The sequence below is a fragment of the Methylomonas koyamae genome, assembly GCF_001644025.1.
GTDB lineage: Bacteria > Pseudomonadota > Gammaproteobacteria > Methylococcales > Methylomonadaceae > Methylomonas > Methylomonas koyamae_A.
This window is the reverse complement of sequence record NZ_LUUK01000217.1, coordinates 1-17,725: the sequence shown is the minus strand read 5'-3', so window position 1 is coordinate 17,725 and position 17,725 is coordinate 1. Positions and strand designations below refer to the sequence as shown.

At 52.9% G+C, this 17,725-nt stretch carries 18 protein-coding genes and 2 pseudogenes; 6 read left to right on the top strand and 14 right to left on the bottom strand.

All coding sequences use genetic code 11. From position 1 onward, the window contains the following. Nucleotides 1-49: 49 nt before the first annotated feature. Nucleotides 50-622, bottom strand: a complete 573-nt coding sequence (locus A1355_RS21700) for a hypothetical protein (RefSeq protein ID WP_064031372.1) — start codon at nucleotides 620-622, stop codon at nucleotides 50-52. A 149-nt stretch (nucleotides 623-771) separates the two neighbouring features. Here A1355_RS21700 and A1355_RS21695 point away from each other — a divergent pair, with 149 nt between their 5' ends. Then, a complete protein-coding gene (locus tag A1355_RS21695; RefSeq protein WP_064031371.1) occupies nucleotides 772-1,128 on the top strand; it encodes a hypothetical protein in 357 nt (118 codons plus the stop codon). A 10-nt stretch (nucleotides 1,129-1,138) separates the two neighbouring features. Here A1355_RS21695 and A1355_RS21690 read toward each other — a convergent pair whose 3' ends face one another. From A1355_RS21690 to A1355_RS21670, 5 genes are all read right to left on the bottom strand, one after another. Next, the gene (locus A1355_RS21690; RefSeq protein ID WP_064031370.1) at nucleotides 1,139-1,639 is read right to left on the bottom strand and encodes a hypothetical protein; all 501 of its coding nucleotides are present in this window, start codon (nucleotides 1,637-1,639) and stop codon (nucleotides 1,139-1,141) included. A gap of 383 nt (nucleotides 1,640-2,022) precedes the next feature. Further along, entirely contained in the window at nucleotides 2,023-3,747 is a 1,725-nt protein-coding gene (locus A1355_RS21685; protein ID WP_064031369.1) for a VWA domain-containing protein, read from the bottom strand. Nucleotides 3,748-3,831: 84 nt separating this feature from the next. Then, a complete protein-coding gene (locus A1355_RS21680) occupies nucleotides 3,832-5,001 on the bottom strand; it encodes a DUF3150 domain-containing protein (protein WP_064031368.1) in 1,170 nt (389 codons plus the stop codon). A 117-nt stretch (nucleotides 5,002-5,118) separates the two neighbouring features. After that, a complete protein-coding gene (locus A1355_RS21675; RefSeq protein WP_064031367.1) occupies nucleotides 5,119-5,571 on the bottom strand; it encodes a hypothetical protein in 453 nt (150 codons plus the stop codon). Then, entirely contained in the window at nucleotides 5,571-6,512 is a 942-nt protein-coding gene (locus tag A1355_RS21670; RefSeq protein WP_064031366.1) for an AAA family ATPase, read from the bottom strand. The genes A1355_RS21675 and A1355_RS21670 overlap by 1 nt, the downstream gene beginning before the upstream one ends. Nucleotides 6,513-6,616: 104 nt before the next feature. Between A1355_RS21670 and A1355_RS21665 the strand changes: the two genes are divergently transcribed. Next, complete coding sequence (locus tag A1355_RS21665) at nucleotides 6,617-6,853, top strand: hypothetical protein (protein ID WP_064031365.1); 237 nt, start codon at nucleotides 6,617-6,619, stop codon at nucleotides 6,851-6,853. On the opposite strand, the gene A1355_RS21660 is transcribed toward A1355_RS21665, so the two are convergent. Continuing rightward, nucleotides 6,824-7,120, bottom strand: a complete 297-nt coding sequence (locus A1355_RS21660; protein WP_064031364.1) for a hypothetical protein — start codon at nucleotides 7,118-7,120, stop codon at nucleotides 6,824-6,826. The genes A1355_RS21665 and A1355_RS21660 overlap by 30 nt on opposite strands. Nucleotides 7,121-7,232: 112 nt before the next feature. Between A1355_RS21660 and A1355_RS21655 the strand changes: the two genes are divergently transcribed. Beyond that, nucleotides 7,233-7,469: a hypothetical protein gene (locus A1355_RS21655; protein ID WP_064031363.1), complete on the top strand. Its 237-nt coding sequence runs from the start codon at nucleotides 7,233-7,235 to the stop codon at nucleotides 7,467-7,469. Here the strand turns inward: A1355_RS21655 and A1355_RS21650 are convergent. The 6 genes and pseudogenes from A1355_RS21650 to bet form a co-directional block, all read right to left on the bottom strand. Further along, a complete protein-coding gene (locus A1355_RS21650; protein WP_064031362.1) occupies nucleotides 7,466-7,681 on the bottom strand; it encodes a hypothetical protein in 216 nt (71 codons plus the stop codon). The two genes, A1355_RS21655 and A1355_RS21650, sit on opposite strands and share 4 nt — an antisense overlap. A gap of 307 nt (nucleotides 7,682-7,988) precedes the next feature. After that, nucleotides 7,989-8,843, bottom strand: a complete 855-nt coding sequence (locus tag A1355_RS21645) for a lambda-exonuclease family protein (protein ID WP_197471879.1) — start codon at nucleotides 8,841-8,843, stop codon at nucleotides 7,989-7,991. 96 nt (nucleotides 8,844-8,939) lie between these two features. Then, nucleotides 8,940-10,664: a group II intron reverse transcriptase/maturase gene (gene ltrA, locus A1355_RS21640; RefSeq protein WP_064031382.1), complete on the bottom strand. Its 1,725-nt coding sequence runs from the start codon at nucleotides 10,662-10,664 to the stop codon at nucleotides 8,940-8,942. A 622-nt stretch (nucleotides 10,665-11,286) separates the two neighbouring features. Beyond that, nucleotides 11,287-11,424: pseudogene (locus A1355_RS25425) on the bottom strand (YqaJ viral recombinase family protein); the annotation flags it as partial. Continuing rightward, nucleotides 11,421-11,771 carry a hypothetical protein gene (locus A1355_RS21635; RefSeq protein ID WP_082885700.1) on the bottom strand — a complete coding sequence of 117 codons (351 nt, stop codon included), beginning with the start codon at nucleotides 11,769-11,771 and terminating at the stop codon, nucleotides 11,421-11,423. The pseudogene A1355_RS25425 and the gene A1355_RS21635, both read right to left, overlap by 4 nt. Before the next feature lie 103 nt (nucleotides 11,772-11,874). Then, entirely contained in the window at nucleotides 11,875-12,891 is a 1,017-nt protein-coding gene (gene bet / locus A1355_RS21630) for a phage recombination protein Bet (protein ID WP_064031360.1), read from the bottom strand. A 382-nt stretch (nucleotides 12,892-13,273) separates the two neighbouring features. Here bet and A1355_RS21625 point away from each other — a divergent pair, with 382 nt between their 5' ends. From A1355_RS21625 to A1355_RS21620, 3 genes and pseudogenes are all read left to right on the top strand, one after another. Beyond that, nucleotides 13,274-14,179: a DNA-binding protein gene (locus tag A1355_RS21625; RefSeq protein WP_064031359.1), complete on the top strand. Its 906-nt coding sequence runs from the start codon at nucleotides 13,274-13,276 to the stop codon at nucleotides 14,177-14,179. Between the two features lie 250 nt (nucleotides 14,180-14,429). After that, nucleotides 14,430-14,540, top strand: a pseudogene (locus A1355_RS25420) (ATP-binding protein); the annotation flags it as partial. Nucleotides 14,541-15,104: 564 nt separating this feature from the next. Next, nucleotides 15,105-16,265: a response regulator gene (locus tag A1355_RS21620; protein WP_064031358.1), complete on the top strand. Its 1,161-nt coding sequence runs from the start codon at nucleotides 15,105-15,107 to the stop codon at nucleotides 16,263-16,265. Between the two features lie 114 nt (nucleotides 16,266-16,379). Here A1355_RS21620 and A1355_RS21615 read toward each other — a convergent pair whose 3' ends face one another. Then, nucleotides 16,380-17,612, bottom strand: a complete 1,233-nt coding sequence (locus A1355_RS21615; RefSeq protein ID WP_064031357.1) for an EAL domain-containing protein — start codon at nucleotides 17,610-17,612, stop codon at nucleotides 16,380-16,382. Nucleotides 17,613-17,725: the final 113 nt, after the last annotated feature.

The following is a 17,725-nucleotide window of genomic DNA, read 5'->3' as shown; positions in this document are numbered from 1 at the left end:
GCAGGGGTAGGTTTTTATCTGTCTCGTGTCCGAGACAGACTGTGATGGATTAAGCCGGTTGATCGGTTTCCGATAACCCTAATTTCGCCAGTACCATGACGCGATCAAGCACATCCTGATCAATGGTTCCAGTAGCGGTGTATTGCGGATAAACCGCGGCTAATTCGCGACAAATCGATTTTGCGACTTGTTCTTGACGTAGCTTAACGACCGATCCGTCGGGCTTTGGCCAAACGTCGACCTCTTCAACCTGCCATAGCAAGGTTTCGCCGTCGACTTCCTCGAAGGCGTCGTACAACACCGGCATTTCCGGGGTGTCGTCCCAGATCGAGCCTGCGTCGAAGGCCGTTTCGGCGATCGCTAGGGCTTTGTCCGGGCTATCCGCCAACACGCCCACCATCACACGATGCGTGTAATCGAGGGTATAGCTCACGGCGAAGGCGGACGGCTGTTGCTCGTCGCCGACGACGTCGCTGCGGTTCGGTTCGATTTCGGCATTGCAGGCCGGGCAACGGTCGTTGCAGGCACAATTCCATTCGTCGTCCCATTCGATCTCGCAATGGGGGCAACGGTACTGATTGAGGTACAGGCTCTCCGTTTCCGGAGTGTGTGCAGATGACATGATGATTCCCTCCTTTAGGCGGAAACCCGCACCCCGCAGGATGTGGATCCCGCCAGGGTTAAAAATTAGCCGCCGGCCGAGTGGCAAACGGGTTGCATTCGAAAAAAGTCGTTGTAAGGTGATCGCAAACCCTTTGTGAAGGTAAGACGATGAACCCTATCGCAACTCGATTAATTAACTGGCTTAAATGGCTGGATCGAATCATCGCTCCGCCGTATAAACCCCGTCCCTCACCAGAAAGAAAGCCGATGGCCATTCTAGTGAAGCCCGGAAAGCGGCACTTCGACCAGTATCGCCAACTCCTGGCGAATTTAAATCACTACGAGGTTGAAGTGTTAACGCAGATCCCCGATCCTCAACAGGCGGGACCGCTTTTAGCCCGCATCCGCGCTGATCGGCTAGATACGATCGTCCGGATCGCGCCCATGCTCGGTTTGGATGTCGAGCAGGAACTACGGACGTATCAGGTGATCGAGCGGCCGTGGGCCACTACCACCTTGCACTGACCCTATGGACTTAATGAACATGGGAGGTCGATGCGCTTTTGTCGCCTTGCAGGGCTTTGCGCAAGCCGGCCGCCGGATTGGGTTTTTTAGCCGGTAATGGCAAGGCCTGGTTCCGACGTTTTTTCACGGGCTGGGCAAGCAGCTGCTGTGCCTCGGCCAAGGTGCATTGCAGTTGGGTGATTTCAATCTCCGCCTGCAAAATCGCCTGGGTTTTCAACTTGACTTGCAGATCGATATCGAGTGCATCGAGCCGGTAGGTCGGGTGGTGGTTGCGTTCCAACAGGCTTTGTCTGACCCGTTGCGACAGATCGTCCCAATCCGGAGAGGGCAAGGCCGGTTGTCGGGTAAAGCGCGCGGGGAGCGCGATTTTTTCCGAGTTGCGGAAGCGAACACGTTGGAAATGTGCCCGCCATTGGCTTAACCACAGCCAAGTGGTTTTTAACGTGTGCCAAATCACCCGTACTGCCAGGATGAGTAAAGCCAGAATGATGATACCGAAAACAACGTGCATGGCAACCTCCTTCCTAACGGAAGAAAAATGCTTCGAACGCACGTCCCCATTCGGGCAGTGGCGCCCGAAGCGGGATGGAAAAGGCTTACAAGAAGCCGGATGAAAAATCGGAATTCACGCATCCGATACGAGCAAGAGTGATCTTGCCCGCCGCCTGAAGGCGGAACGCCGGCGATGGCCGGAATCAGCATTCTCGAAAGAATGCATGAACAGTCGATTTTGCCTTGCCCGGTCAACCACTAGACAGGGCAAAATCGGCTATGGCACTACTGTAGCCCGGTTGAGAGCCGCGCGCAACGCCCCGTGTATCGATACGGTGCCGGACCCCATCAAGGATGAAGTCACGGCACACATATCGATACGATTGAGTCGGACTAAACTGTTCAGGCCGCCAGCAGCATGGCTTTGGACAGATTAAACAGTTGATGCCTCAGTTCGGCGATATCCTGAATGCTCAGGGCGACCGGAAACAAATGGTCGACCATCACGCCCAAGCCGATGCCGATCGTCTCGATCCCGCAATCGCGGCAACGCTTTAAGATCGACAGCGTACTCGTTTTATCGTTGGGGACACCGTCGGTGATCACTAACAGCACCTTACGCGGTTCGCGGCACTGCAACAATTGCGCGGCGGCGTACCACACGGCCTGGGTCATCGGTGTGGTATGCGCGGCGCGAAGCGAAAAGCGCTCCAAACCGTTCACGACTTTTTCGCCGTGCCGCAATACCTGATGCACCGAATCATCGTCCGCTCCCGGAAAGGCGGTAATGGCGGGATTAACGCCCTGAATGCCTTCCAGCGCCAAGGCCAGAGCCATCGCCGCGTCCAACGCCAAGCTTAAGAGAGTGACCGTTTCGCCATTCACGGCGATTTTGTCATCCATACTTTCGGACTTGTCCAACAGAATGTGCAAGGCCGTATTCGGTGAGATCCGTTGGTGTGGCCGGATGAACAACCGTGTATCGCCTTGCGCCACTCTACTTAAACGGCTCCCGGCGATGCGCCGGCCTTGCCGAACCGCTTGGGGCCGGTTGTGCCGGTGGGCTTGCACCGCGCTTTGCAAGGCAACGCGCAACGCTTTACTGTCTTGCGCCACCTTGTTGGCCAAGGTTTGACCTACCAGGTGGCTGCCGGTCGGGATCATGCCGATCGGTAACACACAGTTCTCGCAGGTCCCCGGCGCCAATCGAAGTTGGGCTTTCACGGTCTCGAACCAATCCGGTTCCAAATCGTGTTCGGCCGTAGCGTTCAGTTGGTCCATCAACGTGACGACCTCGTCCCCGGAGGGGCTGGTCGGGACGTCGGGCTGAGACGGTACGCTTGCCGGTTCAGGGGAGCCGTTTTGTGGGTCTCCGTCCGAATCGTCTTGACCACTATCACCGTCGTCGCCCGATGCAGGCGGGTTGTCCTGATCGGTCTCATCCGCTGCATCCGCGTCGTTTGCTGCGTCCGAGTCGGACGAATCTGCCGCGGAGTCCCGCGCTTTTTCGACTTCCTCTTCGATCATCGTCAAAATCCGGTCGGTTAGATCCAGACAGTCCCGTTCGCAGCTCAATCCGTCCGGTACTTCAGACAACAAGCCTTCCAGCCGAATCAGCGCGCCGCGCGGGAAATTGGCCCGTAACGCATCGCGGGTTTGGTCGACCAAGGGCATCAACACCGTTTGGCCTAACACCGTTGCCCGCAGCCGTTTCAGAATGTAACCGTACAGGATGTTGCCCGGATGCTCATCGGCTTTTTGCGCGACGAATCGCCCTTCACCGATCATTTTTTCGACCACTTTAGCCAAGGTCAACCGGGTACCCGGATACACCTTGGCCAATTCGTGCTCGATGCGCACATCCTCGATCGCCTGGCAGATGCGCAGGCGTAAGACCGAATCGCCGAAGTCGATCTCGAAATCCGAAAACCGAATATGGGCGGCTTCGTGGGCCAAATAGCCCCAGGCCGCCGACTGATAGTCCGGATTGGACCCGTCGTAGGCCGGTAGCTGTATCGAACGGCCGTTGGTGTAAGCGTCGGTACCGCCAATTTTGATCGAAATCCCAAAGTGGTTGCCGAGGGCGGCTGCTACGATGGGAAACGCACGTTCTAAGGTTTGAGTCATGGCTTGCTCCTTTAAAAAAACCAGGGGCAAGCCACCGCCCCAAGGGGCGAGTCGCAGGCCCCTGTAGGGTGAATAAAAAGTCGATCAGAACCAGAAGAACTCGGCGACCGCGGGTTTCGATAGCTCGGTGCCGGCGGTGTTCGGTTTAGGTTCGGGTTCAGGGTGAATATCCGCATCGGACGCCTGTGCCGCTAAGGCCGGACGTTCAATGAACGGTTCGGGCATCGGTGCTGCCGAAGCCGTACCGGGTAGGTCGTCCTCCGGTTCATCGGTCTCGAACAGATCGTCGAACAATCCGGCGAAGCGATCGTCCGCGGCGGCCGTTGGCGGCGCATCGACAAAATCGAGCGCGTCTTGAACGGGCACCGGTGTGATGTCATCCGTGGTTACGGATTCATCGTCCGCTACGACCGGCTGAGCCGACAACAAGCCTTCGCCGTGGCGGCGGAGTTTGTCCGGATCGGCCAACAGCATCGCCATCGCTAGGATTTCCTGCAGCAAGGGGCCGTCGATGGCACCGCGCTTGGGAATCTTTTGCAGCATGCCATCGATCCAGGTCACGATCGGCGCGACCCGGTAATCGATAAAGCCCAGGCCGTCCAATTTGTCGCGGATCCGTTTGATCGGGCGCACGGCATTTCGGGTGACTTGGTCTTTGCCGATCAACGATTGATCGAGCAACAACTCGGCGTCGACGGCAATTTCGTGAAACAACTGCCCGCCGATCGAATCGATTTGCCGGTCCAGCCTTTCGATGTCAGCCGGTGTGGCGGCCTCCGGTTGCCGGATCGAAACCACCATAAAGTCGAAACCCAATTTGGTGGCGACATACGGCATCGGATCAATCGCCTTCTCGATAATGCCGGCGAAATTAGGATGTTTTGCGATCCAGTCTCGCACCGCGGCATCGTATCCGGCCAAGAATTCGGCTTTTTTGATGGCGAACTCGTGGGCGACCTTCTGCAGTTCCGGAATGATATCGGCCGAGTGTTCGACCGGCACCACAAAACCGCCCATGAAGCGGGTGCCGACGCGCAGACACTCGCGTTCGGCCGCTTTTTTAAGGCGATTGAAGTCCGCCAGCCGGTCGGGATCGAGCAAACGTTTCGATCCCAAGCTGGCCAGGTCTTCCGGCGGCAATTCGCTGCCGTCGGCCAACACCAAGTCTTCTTTGCGCAACTTCTTCCGCGCACCGTAGATATTGGCGTCAATTTTGATCAGGACCACGCGGTCCAGTAGTTGATTAGCTGTCATCGTGCCTCCTTCGAAGAGGCACACGACGACCCCGAAGGGCGAAGTCTGCCCCTTCCGGGTTGATAATGAGCCTGGTTTGATGCAGGCGGTTTAAAAAAATGTCACGACCGTGGTCGGTTAAAACCAATAGCTGTCGGTTTCTTCCATAGCGGTCACTAAATCCAATTTCGGCAACAGTAAACCCAGCGATTCGGCCAGAGGCCTAATCTGTGCTAGGTCGGTGCCGAACTGTTGCAGTACGACGGCTTCCCGATGCAGGTCCACCGACACTTCGGTGGTGGCATCGGTGACGATACCGACCTCGACGCCGGCCACCGCCGTTTTTTTTAATGCCAACAGCCATAAGCACGGCCCGATACCTTGATCTGCATGTATCTGGCCACTGGCATCGAAGCCTTGAGATTGGCTTGCGTCGAGCAAGCGTTGCCAGTACGGCCAATCGGTCGGTTGTACGGATTGTGTCGATTGCCAGTGCGTTATGATCGCCTTCCAATCGCATAACCGTTGGTGTAGCAATCCCTGTTGTGCGGCCACTGCACGGCATTCGACCTGCCAATACAAAACCGACATCACACTTGCCAGTCGGTGCCGAACACGTCCTGCGCCATCCGATGAATGGCTTCGCGTTCGGCCGCATCGCCGCGATACGCCAGCGCCCGATCCAAGGCATACGCCAAGGCATTCGGCGCACCCCTGTAATTGGCGCTGAGTTGAGCCCAGCGCAACAAGGTGCGTGTCGACATGGTGATCGACAGCAGGCCGGCGGTATCGCCATGGCCAATGAAGACCTTACGGATCTCGTTGGCCAGCTGAATCATGCGTTCCCGAATGCTGATCGGCATGGTCGGTGTCGCCCGTTCCAGCAGCGTCATTTCGTAGGCCGGCTCCGGATAACCCACTTCCATCAAGCGAAAGCGGTCCATCAAGGCGATGTTTTGACGCATCACGCCTTGATACAAGCCCGATTGATCGCCGGCGCCGGCACTGTTGCCAGTGGCCACCACCCGGAATTTCGGATGGGGCCTGACGACTTCGTCGGTCGCGGCAATCAATAACGGTTTGCCTTCGACGATATCGTTCAAGCCGATCAACTCGGACGGATCCGTGGCGTCGATTTCGTTGAGCAATAGCACGTGGCCGTGGCGCACCGCGCGGGTCAACGGACCATCGGTCCATTTCATCCCGCCGGAACCGGTTAAGACGAACTGGCCTACCAGATCGTTGAACTCCAATCGGCCGTGGCCGGTGACAGCATGGACGCCCCAATGGAGGCGGGCGGCCACTTGCTCAATCAGCGAGGTCTTACCGGAGCCGGTGGGCCCGGTGATATACAGGCCGTCGCCGTTCGGATTGGCGAAAAACGCCAACACATCGCGTAACGGCTCGCGCCGAAACAAGTACGGTTTCTCGACCGGCACATAAGGGTTGTTAGCCGGAGCAAAACCTTCGACGTTCATCGAAAGCGGTGCTGGAACGCCAAACGTGTTGGCGACGGAATAGTCTTGATACATACTGCCTCCTGATTCAGGGTGAGACCCGACCAAGAGGCGTACGCATTCCCCGGAAGGGAGCGAACCTCCCCGTCGGGGTTGATTAATGAGCCATAGCGGTTACGATGGTCAAAACCATTGAGGGCACCGATATGATTCGATTAGGAAATAAACTGCGTTTAGCCGACCGGGAACGCCACGCCTTTCGGGTGATGACCGATCGGACCACGCCGCCGAAAACGGTGGCGCAGTACAATGTGGCGCTGACCGTGGCGGCCGACGATTTGCGGGATGGCGACACGAGTGCCGAATCCCGCTTGCTACAAGCCGTCTTACTCGCTGAACGCCTCCAGGAGGAGTAATTCCGCCAGCCATTGGGCCTTGGCCTCGCCGATCGCCTTGTTGGCCAACAGTTGGCGCAAGGTATCGGCCTGGCCGCGGTCGATCAGTGACAACACCAAGGTGGTGGCGATCGACTCGTGAAGATCCCGGAAAATATCGGGATGATTCAACAAGGCGCCCGCTACCGTGGCCGGTTTGAGCGCGGCCAGTTCCAGGATTTTGGCCGCCGTTGAAAACGAGGCTTCGCGGCGTGGAAATTTAAAAAAAGAAAAAGATTTGAGGTTCATGGTGGTATCTCCTATCAAAAAATGGGAGACGCCTTCCCCAGTGGGAGTGGTCTCCCGATGGGGTGAGTAAAAATCGCACGATGTTAAACAGCCAACACCGGCAGAGGTTTGCATGATCGAACATGCGGGAAAAATCAGATTGACCCGAGCGGAGTTTCGCCGCTTACAACGCCACAACGCCCAGCGCGGTTACGCCGTCAATGCGATTTCCACGACAACCGATTACGAGGTCGCCTTGGTTCAGGCCTGTGCACCCGCCTTCATCGCCGATTTACTGCAGGCGTTGGAAACGGGATCGAGCCCGCTGACGCGCGGTGAAGTCACCTACGATCAGCTGGTTAAGGATTAACGGTCTGCAATGCTCTGGAGAGCAATCGCATACAGTCGTTTGATCAGGTCGGTTTCGGAATCGTCCTGACAGGACCAGTTAGCCGGTAGCGCTTCGATAAACGTCACGACGGCTTCCGGGTTCGATCGAGCCAGTTCCTCCAACCGTTTAGCGGTTTCCCGCCGGTGTTTCAGGTCGGTTAAAAAGGTCCAAACCGCTTCTGCTTGAGTCATGGTGCACCTCCAAAATTAAGGGGCACCGATGGCCCGACAGGGCGTGATGCCCCGTACGGGTTCTAAAAATGACCGTTGTCGCAACGGCCGGTTTCACCGGGTTTAACGCACCCGGCCCAACCTAAGGGATACCCTAGATCGCCGCCTAAAGGCGGAACGCCTGCTTTCGCAGGATTTTCAGCGTATCGAAGACGATAGCGCTAGAAAAGTCGATTGCGGGATGCACTCTGACGCAGAATCCACGCCGAAACCGACTCAAGGAAACGAACACTACCGGAGTAGTGTTCGTTCGTTGCTAACGTTAGGGTTAAAACCAATGACTGTCCGCGACCACCAAGGATTCGGGGTCAAACGCCACTTGTGCGTTTTTCCCGTCGTCGTCCCGGCACGTCACGCGGATACGAGAGGCCGAGGCCTGTCGGTACGGCGCTAACGCCGCGTCAGTCAGTTGCGGTAACAGGGCCGTTAACGCGGCCTTGTAATTGATGCTGCCCTGGTTGACGAAACGGGTGACACGCACGCCGGAATGTTCGGCGATGACGTAATCCCCCATTTGTGCGACCCATTGGGCTTCGGTCTCGGCTTGCAGTTCGGCCAGTTGGGTGGCTTCGGCTTTCAATGCCTCGAGTTTCTTCTGCCGGGCCCGGTATTCGGCCGCCAGTTGACGCCATTGAGTTTCGGCGTCGCCTTCAGGCAAATACAAATCCCGTTGCGGATCTTTCGGCGGTTCCTTTTTAGTGGTGACCCAACCAAAAAAGGTGATCGTCGCATTGATCAATTCCACCAGAAACGTCTCATCGCGTTCGATTTCGAACACCGTTGCCTGCGTGTCGTCGAGATAGAAGCACAGATAGCCTTTAGCGGTGTCGGCCACCAACAACTGTTGCTGAACTTGTACCCAATACAGCTGGTACGCCAGCGACTGTTCCCGTTCTTGCACCACGGTTTGGTAGGTGCTCGGATGGGGGCATTTGATTTCGACCGGTTCACCGTGGCTGGTGATGCCGTCGAACGATGCCCGAATCAAGGGATAACGATCGCATTCGCCGCATAACGGCAACAACAGCTCGTCATAGCGCGCTTCGAACCATTGGGCCGCTTGCGATTCCAATTCGCGTCCGCGCCGAACCAACGGATGGTTGTCGAGGTCGGCTTCCAACACGATACCGAGCCGTTATCGGGTAAAGAACTAGCATTGCTGTTAATTCCTCCCCTAAGAACCGTGCGTGAAAGTTTCCCTTCACACGGCTCAAGCCTTTCAAAAGTCGCTTGCGCGACCCGGTTTCCCCACTGTTAGACCTCGACTATGCACCTGACGGTGGCAATTTGGATGTAGCACAATCAAATTAGGCAATATGTCTGGACCGCCTTTTGCTTTCTCGAGAATATGATGGATTTGTGTATTATCCAGATCATTGATTCGCTGATTGCAGACAGGACAGATTCCATTTTGGTGTAGCCATAAGTGAGCTAACTTTCTTCTTCCCGCCACGCCCTTTTTCATTTTGAAGATCAGTCGTGACTCAAAATATTCTTCATATTTTGGGTCAAAGGGGTTTGCTTCACTTTTGATTTTGATGTGCCGTGTGATTTTTACGAGTGCCATACGAAATAATGTCACTACATCTTTATCACCTTTTCCAGAGCCGTAAAACGTCCAATTAAAGTTTCCGCTGCGAGTAAAGTATTTCACTTTAATCCAGTTTCTACCTTTTTTAGGGTGTCGTCTTTTAGCCCATTGCCACGTTTTTAGCCAAATTTGATTATCTATATATGCGAATGTTTTACAGGAGACAGCACCTTTATGATATTCGGCCCAACCAGACAAGATCGGATTGAGTTTAAGAATGAGCATTTCAGGTTTGGCTGTTTTATTGTCGTCGAAGATTCCTCTCACCTTTGTTAACAAACTTTTGACACTGTCGTCTGAGGGTTTGATTAACAGCTTTTCATCGTATTTCCTGAAATTCCATCCCAAGAAATCGAAACCATCTGCGATGTTAACGACCTTGGTTTTTTCAGGCGACAATTCCAAGCCTCTTGGTTTGAGAAACTCTTCTACTAATGGTTTGACTTCATTTTCCAGCAGTTCTTTTGAAACGCCGGTGATAACAAAGTCATCCGCATATCTGATGAAATTTACCTTATTTTTATTAGCCTTGAAGTAACGCTTAGTTTCTTTGTCCCATTTAGTGCGAGACGCGAATTTTTGGTCAATCTTCATTTCCAATCCATCTAATGCCATATTCGCCAGTGTCGGTGAGATGATTCCACCTTGTGGCGTTCCGGCTTCGATTTCGATAAATTCACCATTGAATATACATCCGGCCTTTAACCACATTTTCAGGATTTGTTTGTCCATTGGAATGTGCTTCATTAACCAGTCATGATCGATATTGTCGAAACAACCTTTAATATCGCCTTCGAGTATCCATTGTGCAGATTGCTGATTGTTTAAGGACTTGAATCCTTCCTCTCTAGCATCGGCGGTAGATCTTTCAGGACGAAAACCGTATGAATTGCGGTCTGCCAGTGTTTCGGCAATTGGTTGCAAAGCGGCAAGGTAAAGTGCCTGCATTGCTCTGTCCTTGATAGTCGGTATTCCAAGTTTCCTTTTCTTACCGTTCTTTTTCAGGATTTCGACTCTACGTAGTGGAAGAGATTGGTATCCTCTCCGTTTTAGACTGTTTAGGCCGTTTAATTTGGCTTCCGGTGTGTTCCAGGTTTCCCCGTCGACGCCGGCTGTGTTCTTGCCTTGGTTTTCAGTCACTCTCTTGACAGCTAATGCTTTAGCGCTTTGAGAATGGGTTAGCAGCCATTGCAAAGATTTAACCTTGCCCCATCTGCCTTCCTGAGTTGCCTTTACAATACGCGTCTGGAGCCTCTTAACATTTTCTTCACACTGACGCCAGCTAATGCCGTGCCAGTGTGTGAATCCGTCTGAGGATGCACACGCTTCATTCACTGAGAAATTTACGTTCATCTGCTTTTCCTCATTAGAGAGGTTAATCAAACTTTCTTGTAAAGAAAGACTATATCGGAAGTCTGCCCGGTTTCCCGTGAGATAATGTCGGATACTTCCTCAATCTCTATGCTGACCATTACAGACAGCCATTCGCTTTCTCCGACGTTCTTATACCCACTGAGCCATCAGATTACCTTGCGGTTTTCCTGCCATAGAGGCGACTCATTGGGCTTACCTTGTTTCGCATAAGTAATAATCTGAATGTTTTAGGTTCTGTCTATCTTCCGGTGGGTGTTTGTTCCTGTAGTTGAAGGGCAGAAACCAACTAACCTACCCACATACCATTTTGGTTGAAGCTTATCAGTATCTTTAGCTTGTTCGTCTTGACGAAATTTAAACGACAGTTCACATGTGTTAACCATGACATTCTTAACCTAGCCTTCAAACCGCATTGATACTTGCAGTATCGGATTACCTTCACAGGTAATTCCTAGTTTGTTACCAAACTGAAGTCGTTGTCTCCGCAGCTTCACACATTACCGTTACCAGTTATGCATGTGCAGATAGGTTCGGAGCGAGGAAACGCTCGGTTCTTAAAATGGATCATCTCCATTTCTGAACAATTACTTAGACGACTTCAAGTCGCACCCGCCCACAAGCGCCAGGGCGTCTTATAGGGCGAGCGGTTCAAGATGATCGCCGCTTCGCTGGCGGTGACGCCTTGCGATCGCCAAATCCGCCACGCATCGCTGCGCTGGGGGAGATCGACGATCCTCATTGGAAGTTACCGTCCAGCCGGATGCAGCAACCCAGCAGCAAGCCGTCTAAGCGGCGTTGCTTCAATACGGCATGACAACGCTGCGCGCAACGGACATCGTCAAACAGTAGCATCGTGTCTTCACCCGATAAGGCACAAATACCGCCAAAGGTTTCGGCGACCGCGACCAAATCGTCGTAGGTAGGTCGGCGGGGTGAAAATAGCCGGGATAACGTGTCCGGATCCGGTGTTTTGTCCAAGAATCCTGGTCCGTATCGGCGCAGAACCGTGGGCGAATCGTAGCGACTCCAGTCCGTGAAGGCTGGAACCCGGTTTAACGAACGATCGAAGGTTGGAATTTCATTCATGACAGGTCTCCAAATGAAGAGCGTCACGAATCCCCATCGGGCGAATCATGACGCCCTGGATGGGTAAAAAATGGGAAAAACCGATCGGTAAGAGTCGGCTTAATTAGCTATTTAATGTTTGACGCGCTTTTGCAAGTTCCGCGTCTTTGGCCGACATCGGCGGTATCGTCATGCCCTCGGTGTGCGTCAATGCGGCCATGGCAGTCGCTTTGTCCAGTTCCGCCAAGGCGTAGGTCAATTCGATGCCGGCAAAGCGCTGCTGGGCAAAGTCGCGAGCGGCACTCCAGGCCCCCGCTTTTTGCGTGCGTTGAACCAAGCTTTCGACAGCCTTGATGAACTTGGGGTTTAATTGCGAGGCATCGATCACCACCGGTTTCGCGTCGGGCACGGGGGCCTCTGGCGAAGGTTCGGTATTGGGGTTGGGTACGACATCGGTCGCTGCGACGTTGTCGGTGACGGTGGTCGCTTCGATATCGATGATTTTGCCGTCCATTTCTTCGGCGCTATAGCCCACTTCCTCCGGAAAGGCGGCTCGTAATGAGGCCGCTTTGCCGCATTTGGCCAATTGACCGCGCGGACGTTTCAGCCACATGGCGTTCGGTACCGAGGAAAATCGACCCGATGTGCTATAGGCCTCCAGCCAGTAGACTTCCTCGGTAAACGCGCAACGCTTGTTGTGAACGATTCGATAGACCGTTACGGCGACCCACTCGGGAAACGTGACCGTTTCCTGATGGTCTTTCCAGGTATTGCCGTCTTTAATACGTCCCTTGAACGTCATGGTCTTGTCCGGCCCCCATAGTGGCCGATCCATCCCGGCCCACGAATTGGTTCGCGCGGCGGTGGTCTGGATTTCGTTAACGGACGGCCAGACCGTCTCGACCTGTTGGTTTTTTGCCGAACTCCACATCGGTACGATATGGACCGGCTTTTTGAAGATATCGAGACTACGTGCCTTGCAATAGTCCAGAGCCATCAAGATGGATGCGGCCGACAGGGCGGTTGGGAAAATCACGTCGATCAGGATTTTCCAGGTCGCCTGGGTAATGCCGTAGCTTTGAGCATCGGCAGGTAAGCCAATACGCAATGCGTCAGGTTGGACAGTCTGCTTATCGTTCATGATCGTTCTCCTAAAAAAAGGGGAACGCCATTGCCCGCCGGGGAATGTGTTCCCCTTTGGGTGGTTGATTGCGTCTTGAAGACGCGGTTGAAAGCTGAGATTAACGCACTCAGTACGGGAAGATTCCCGCCGTCCAAAGACGGAACGCCTGCGGTGCAGGAGCTTCAGCGTGAATAACGCTAAAAACTAGGGAATAGTTTATAGCAAAAATCATCGACTGGTGGAAGTGGCATTTTTCGATGGAGAGTGCTGGGTCGAAAACCGTCCGGCAGGTTGGTGCGGCGGGCACGTGCTAAATGCTTATGCCCTACTTTATTCATTACTTACTTTATTTCTTATTATATGCCAAACTAGAGCCGCCGCTAACGATTGGGAGTACAGCATGCAAGACGAGCTCTTGGATACCACTTTGGGCCGCCCGGCCGACATCACCGACGACCAAATCATCGAAGCCGGCAAGGCGCTAACCAAGGCGAATCGCAATGTGACAGGCTTTGCGTTACGCAAATTGACGGGCGGCGGCCATCCCAAAAGGCTCAAGGAGGTTTGGGACAAGCACAATGTCACTCAAGCAGTGACGAATGCGGAACCCGTGGTCGAGTTGCCGGTGGAGGTGGTTGAGACCTTGGCGGCGCTGACCAAAGCGTTGGTCGACAAAGTTAACGCGCTAGCCGTGGAGTTAAACGACAAAGCCGTGAAAACTCAAGAGCGGCGGGTGGCGGATGTATTGCGGGCGGCGAGCGAACAGCAAGCCCAAGCCGAGCGCGAACTCGCCGATGCCTCGCTGGCCGTGGATGAATTGGAAACCATGTTGGCGGACGAACAGGCCAGGGTGGTAGAGTTGGCCAAACGGCTGGCCGAGTCGCAGTCGTTGAACCAGGCTCAAGCTGTCGAACTGGCCACCTTGCGTGAACGATTGGAGGCGGCCGAGAAAAACGCGAAGGCGGCGAACGAACAGCATGCGGCTGAACAAGCCAAACTGCAGCAACAGGTGGCGGCTCAGAAGCAAACCGCCCAATCCATCGCGGCCGAGCGAGATCAGTTGAAAACGGAATTGGTGAAAGTGCAGACCAAGGCGGATGGCGCCGAGGAATTGCGTAAGGAAGAGCGGAAAAGAGCGGCGGCTGAACTTCAACGAACCGCCGATAAGCTCATCAAGCTCGAAGCGGAGATGGATAACGCTAAAAGGGAGGCAGGTAGTGCTCGAGAGCAGGTCGCCCAACTAACCGGCCAACTGACAGCCATGAAATCACAGGTCGAACAATTAATGAAAGCCATAGGAAATTAGCGGCCTGCAATAGCATCGTGGTTCGATGACTGCGTTGGACCGCGAGCGCAAAGAGCTGGGTTGTGGGCTGAAAAGCCGCCGTTGGTGAATTCACCCAATCGGCCAATTTCTGACCTTCGATGTCGATTTCTGAATGGCCGGTTAAATATGTCAAAAGCGGACATCCATTTACACTCCAACTCGAAAGCATCGAAACTGTTAGGGGCATCATTTCAAACTTTGATCAGATCGCTAATGTATTGAGAATCCCAAAGTAACCACGGCACTTCTCGACAGGATAACCCATCATTGTGACATCCTGGAAACCGGCAACGATTCCTATCGATTTAAACAAAGCAAAAAGGCGGTGGAAAACCAATGACCTTGCAGTTTAACTGGAAACTATTCGGCGCTCTTGAATAAGAAAATACATGATTTGCTGCCAATTAACCCATGACTTTGCTACACAGACTCCTAACGCGTTGCGGATTAGTCCATTGGCGTACATCATCCCTTGGGGGAATGTGAGGAGTCCATATCATCCGCCTGGCCCCATAAGCGACATTCGACATCGAAACTGCTGATCGTATTGTTGCAGACCATAAGCAGGCTCATCCGTCAATGCACAGGACTCCTTGTTGACATCTTTGCGTTTGTCCGGTAGTTTTCGAAAAAACCGCATGACGTTGCACGGGGGAAAGCGAATAGTGTTTTTCGCTGTTGCACCTTCCACAAAACTGTTATTCAGTTTCAAGCATCCAATAATTGGCAAATAGTTTTAAACTGTATTTTAAAGCCTTAAGCGGTGATTTCGAGTAAAGATCGTCGTTGTAGAAGCAAACTTGTTTCAAGTGTCTGCTTTCAGGTGATTCATCACAAGTTACCTTGGGGCTCGTTCCTCCAGATACGTTGCTATCCACGATTCCGCGTGCATTCTATATAACAAATGTATAACGACGAAAACATACTTGTTACCAGCCTAGTGCCCGCCGAAGCGGAGCTGGTCAGTACCTTGCTACGCGAAGAGTTTAACAATGTCTTTATTTCCAAGGCCGAAGATCAATTTGTCGCCGATTTGGAGGCGTGCAAGCCGAAAGTAATCATATTGGCATTTGATAGCCTTGAAAACGCCGAGCTTTATTACTTGAAGATGTACCGTCAGAGTAGCCTGATCCATAACTTACCGCATCGAACGCTGATTCTATGCAATAAGAATGACGTTAAGAGGAGTTATGCGCTGTGTAAAAACGGCTGCTTTGACGATTACATTTTATTTTGGCCGGTGGGTTACGACACGTCCCGCTTGCTGATGTCGGTGCATCATGCGCTGCAAACGCTTGAAAGTAGCGATAACGAGCAAATGCTTAATAAATTGGCGGATATTACCCGCCGCGTTGCGGAACTGGATACGCAATTGGAGACAAGCCTTGCCAAGGGCGTTACTCAGACATTGGCGGTCAAAGATACGCTGCAACAAGCCGAAATCAATATCAACGCGGTAATAGACGGTTTCTCGAAGAAGCTCACCGACGGCAGCCTTTCCGACGCCTTGGAAGTTAAGGATGCGAGCAAAATGCAAAATGAGATTAAGCGTTTGCATGCCGATGGCATCCAGAATCATTTAAGAAATGTCGGTACCTCCGTGGATAAGGTTAGCGAATGGATGCACAGCACCTTGAAAAAGGATCTAGCGCCGCAACTGGAGGCGTCGCGCGAATTAAAACAAACCGTCAAGCAAATGCGCCCCGTGATATTGATTGTGGATGATGACTCGTTCCATAGAAAATTAATGGGCAGTCTGCTTTCCGGCAGGAATTTTGAACTCATATTCGCGGAAGGGGGTGAGATAGCATTGAAAATGCTGTATAAAAAACGGCCGGATTTGATCCTGCTGGACGTCTCGATGCCGAGCATGAATGGAATTGAGGTGGTTCGCCGATTAAAAGCCAATAAAGCATTCGCAACCATACCGGTGATTATGATCACAGCCAACAGGGAAAAAAGCGTGGTTATCGACTCTCTCGATGCGGGGGCATCCGATTTTGTGATTAAGCCGCTGAAGCCAACGGCGCTATTCAATAAAATCACGAAACATTTGCCCAAATAGAGCGGTTGTTTCTTGTCCGCTTGCCACTCAGGTCAAGGTCAAAGGCTTTAACCTTCAAAAAGCAGACGGCTAGTATCGGCGTGACAAACCCGTGCAGGTAAAACCGGGTATTTTTCAATCGGCATTTACATTTAACGGCTTAGTGAGATATTTTGCTTTGTCTTCCCATGTAGAGATCCAGATGGGGATTTCATCCGCCGGCATGGGTTTGGCGATAAAATAACCTTGAGCGAGCATGCAGCTTGTTTTTCGCAGAAAATCCCAATCCGCCTGATCTTCCACACCTTCGGCCACCGTTTTCATGTTCAATTGTCTCGCCAGACTCATACTTGAGCTGAAAATGGCGCGCAAGGTGGCATTGCCGGCTATACCATGAACAAAGCCCTTATCCACTTTAAGCTCGTTAAACGGGATGTCTCGCAACTGAATCAGGGATGAGTGGCCGGTGCCGAAATCATCTATCGATAAGCCGAAGCGGTTTAAGCGCAAGCGGGTCAGTATTTCCAGTGTCGTTGACACCTGATTCATCAAACGGCTTTCAGTCACTTCGAACACAATACGCTCCGGCGGAACGCCCGCCGAGGCGGCAGTGGCCAGTAGATACCCTGCAAACTCCAATTGCGTGAGATTATCCATGGACAAATTGACTGCAACCAGCAAATGCAGTCCGTAATCCTGCCAGGTTTTGCATTGTGCAAAGGCCCCGTTGACAACCGCCCGAGTTAGGTCGTCGATCAAACCATATTGTTCCGCCACGCCGATGAACTGATCCGGAAACACAATGCCGTCTTGAGGATGTTTCCAGCGCACCAGGGATTCGACACCCACCACCTTTCCGCTGCTTAACTCCACTTTGGGCTGGTAATAATTGACCAGTTCGCCGTTAGTAATCGCTGTACGTACCTCTTCCGGACTGTAGATTTTTCTGGTTGATTGACGTCTGGACATATTAGTTGGTTTCCAGGTTGCCAATAACGCTGACAGATCGTTGGGATTGACGGGTTTTTGCAAGTGGCCTAGGCTTGCAAGCCCATGCGATCTAATCAAGGCTTCAGCACTTTGCTGCATGTGTTCGTCCTCGCCGCTGACCAATATCAAACTACCGGTATATTGCCTTTTGACCAGATGGCGAACGAATTCTATGCCGTCCATATCCGGCATATTGATATCCAGCAGAATCAGGTCAAGCGGCGTCAGGGAACGGTCTATCCATTCCAGCGTATCGCACCCGCTGCCGCAAGCCGTCACCTGAGTGAAGCCCAGAGTCGTCAGCATATGGGCAAGCAGCTTGAGCATGAAAGGCTCGTCATCAAGCAGCATGATTCTGATTTCGGATTTCTCAATCATCGATATTTCTCCAACAATTAACTTTCCAATCTAGGAGCCTGTCGGACTTAACTTACCAGCACATCTGTTGTCATCCAGCTCAGCGAAGACGGCGGTCGAAGGAAGGATTTGCC

What these genes read in the sequence shown, in the direction of transcription:
- A1355_RS21700 (WP_064031372.1), bottom strand. Translation starts at nt 622, where the DNA reads ATGTCATCTGCACACACTCCGGAAACGGAGAGCCTGTACCTCAATCAG.
- A1355_RS21695 (WP_064031371.1), top strand. Translation starts at nt 772, where the DNA reads ATGAACCCTATCGCAACTCGATTAATTAACTGGCTTAAATGGCTGGAT.
- A1355_RS21690 (WP_064031370.1), bottom strand. Translation starts at nt 1,639, where the DNA reads ATGCACGTTGTTTTCGGTATCATCATTCTGGCTTTACTCATCCTGGCA.
- A1355_RS21685 (WP_064031369.1), bottom strand. Translation starts at nt 3,747, where the DNA reads ATGACTCAAACCTTAGAACGTGCGTTTCCCATCGTAGCAGCCGCCCTC.
- A1355_RS21680 (WP_064031368.1), bottom strand. Translation starts at nt 5,001, where the DNA reads ATGACAGCTAATCAACTACTGGACCGCGTGGTCCTGATCAAAATTGAC.
- A1355_RS21675 (WP_064031367.1), bottom strand. Translation starts at nt 5,571, where the DNA reads ATGTCGGTTTTGTATTGGCAGGTCGAATGCCGTGCAGTGGCCGCACAA.
- A1355_RS21670 (WP_064031366.1), bottom strand. Translation starts at nt 6,512, where the DNA reads ATGTATCAAGACTATTCCGTCGCCAACACGTTTGGCGTTCCAGCACCG.
- A1355_RS21665 (WP_064031365.1), top strand. Translation starts at nt 6,617, where the DNA reads ATGGTCAAAACCATTGAGGGCACCGATATGATTCGATTAGGAAATAAA.
- A1355_RS21660 (WP_064031364.1), bottom strand. Translation starts at nt 7,120, where the DNA reads ATGAACCTCAAATCTTTTTCTTTTTTTAAATTTCCACGCCGCGAAGCC.
- A1355_RS21655 (WP_064031363.1), top strand. Translation starts at nt 7,233, where the DNA reads ATGATCGAACATGCGGGAAAAATCAGATTGACCCGAGCGGAGTTTCGC.
- A1355_RS21650 (WP_064031362.1), bottom strand. Translation starts at nt 7,681, where the DNA reads ATGACTCAAGCAGAAGCGGTTTGGACCTTTTTAACCGACCTGAAACAC.
- ltrA (WP_064031382.1), bottom strand. Translation starts at nt 10,664, where the DNA reads ATGAACGTAAATTTCTCAGTGAATGAAGCGTGTGCATCCTCAGACGGA.
- A1355_RS21635 (WP_082885700.1), bottom strand. Translation starts at nt 11,771, where the DNA reads ATGAATGAAATTCCAACCTTCGATCGTTCGTTAAACCGGGTTCCAGCC.
- bet (WP_064031360.1), bottom strand. Translation starts at nt 12,891, where the DNA reads ATGAACGATAAGCAGACTGTCCAACCTGACGCATTGCGTATTGGCTTA.
- A1355_RS21625 (WP_064031359.1), top strand. Translation starts at nt 13,274, where the DNA reads ATGCAAGACGAGCTCTTGGATACCACTTTGGGCCGCCCGGCCGACATC.
- A1355_RS21620 (WP_064031358.1), top strand. Translation starts at nt 15,105, where the DNA reads ATGTATAACGACGAAAACATACTTGTTACCAGCCTAGTGCCCGCCGAA.
- A1355_RS21615 (WP_064031357.1), bottom strand. Translation starts at nt 17,612, where the DNA reads ATGATTGAGAAATCCGAAATCAGAATCATGCTGCTTGATGACGAGCCT.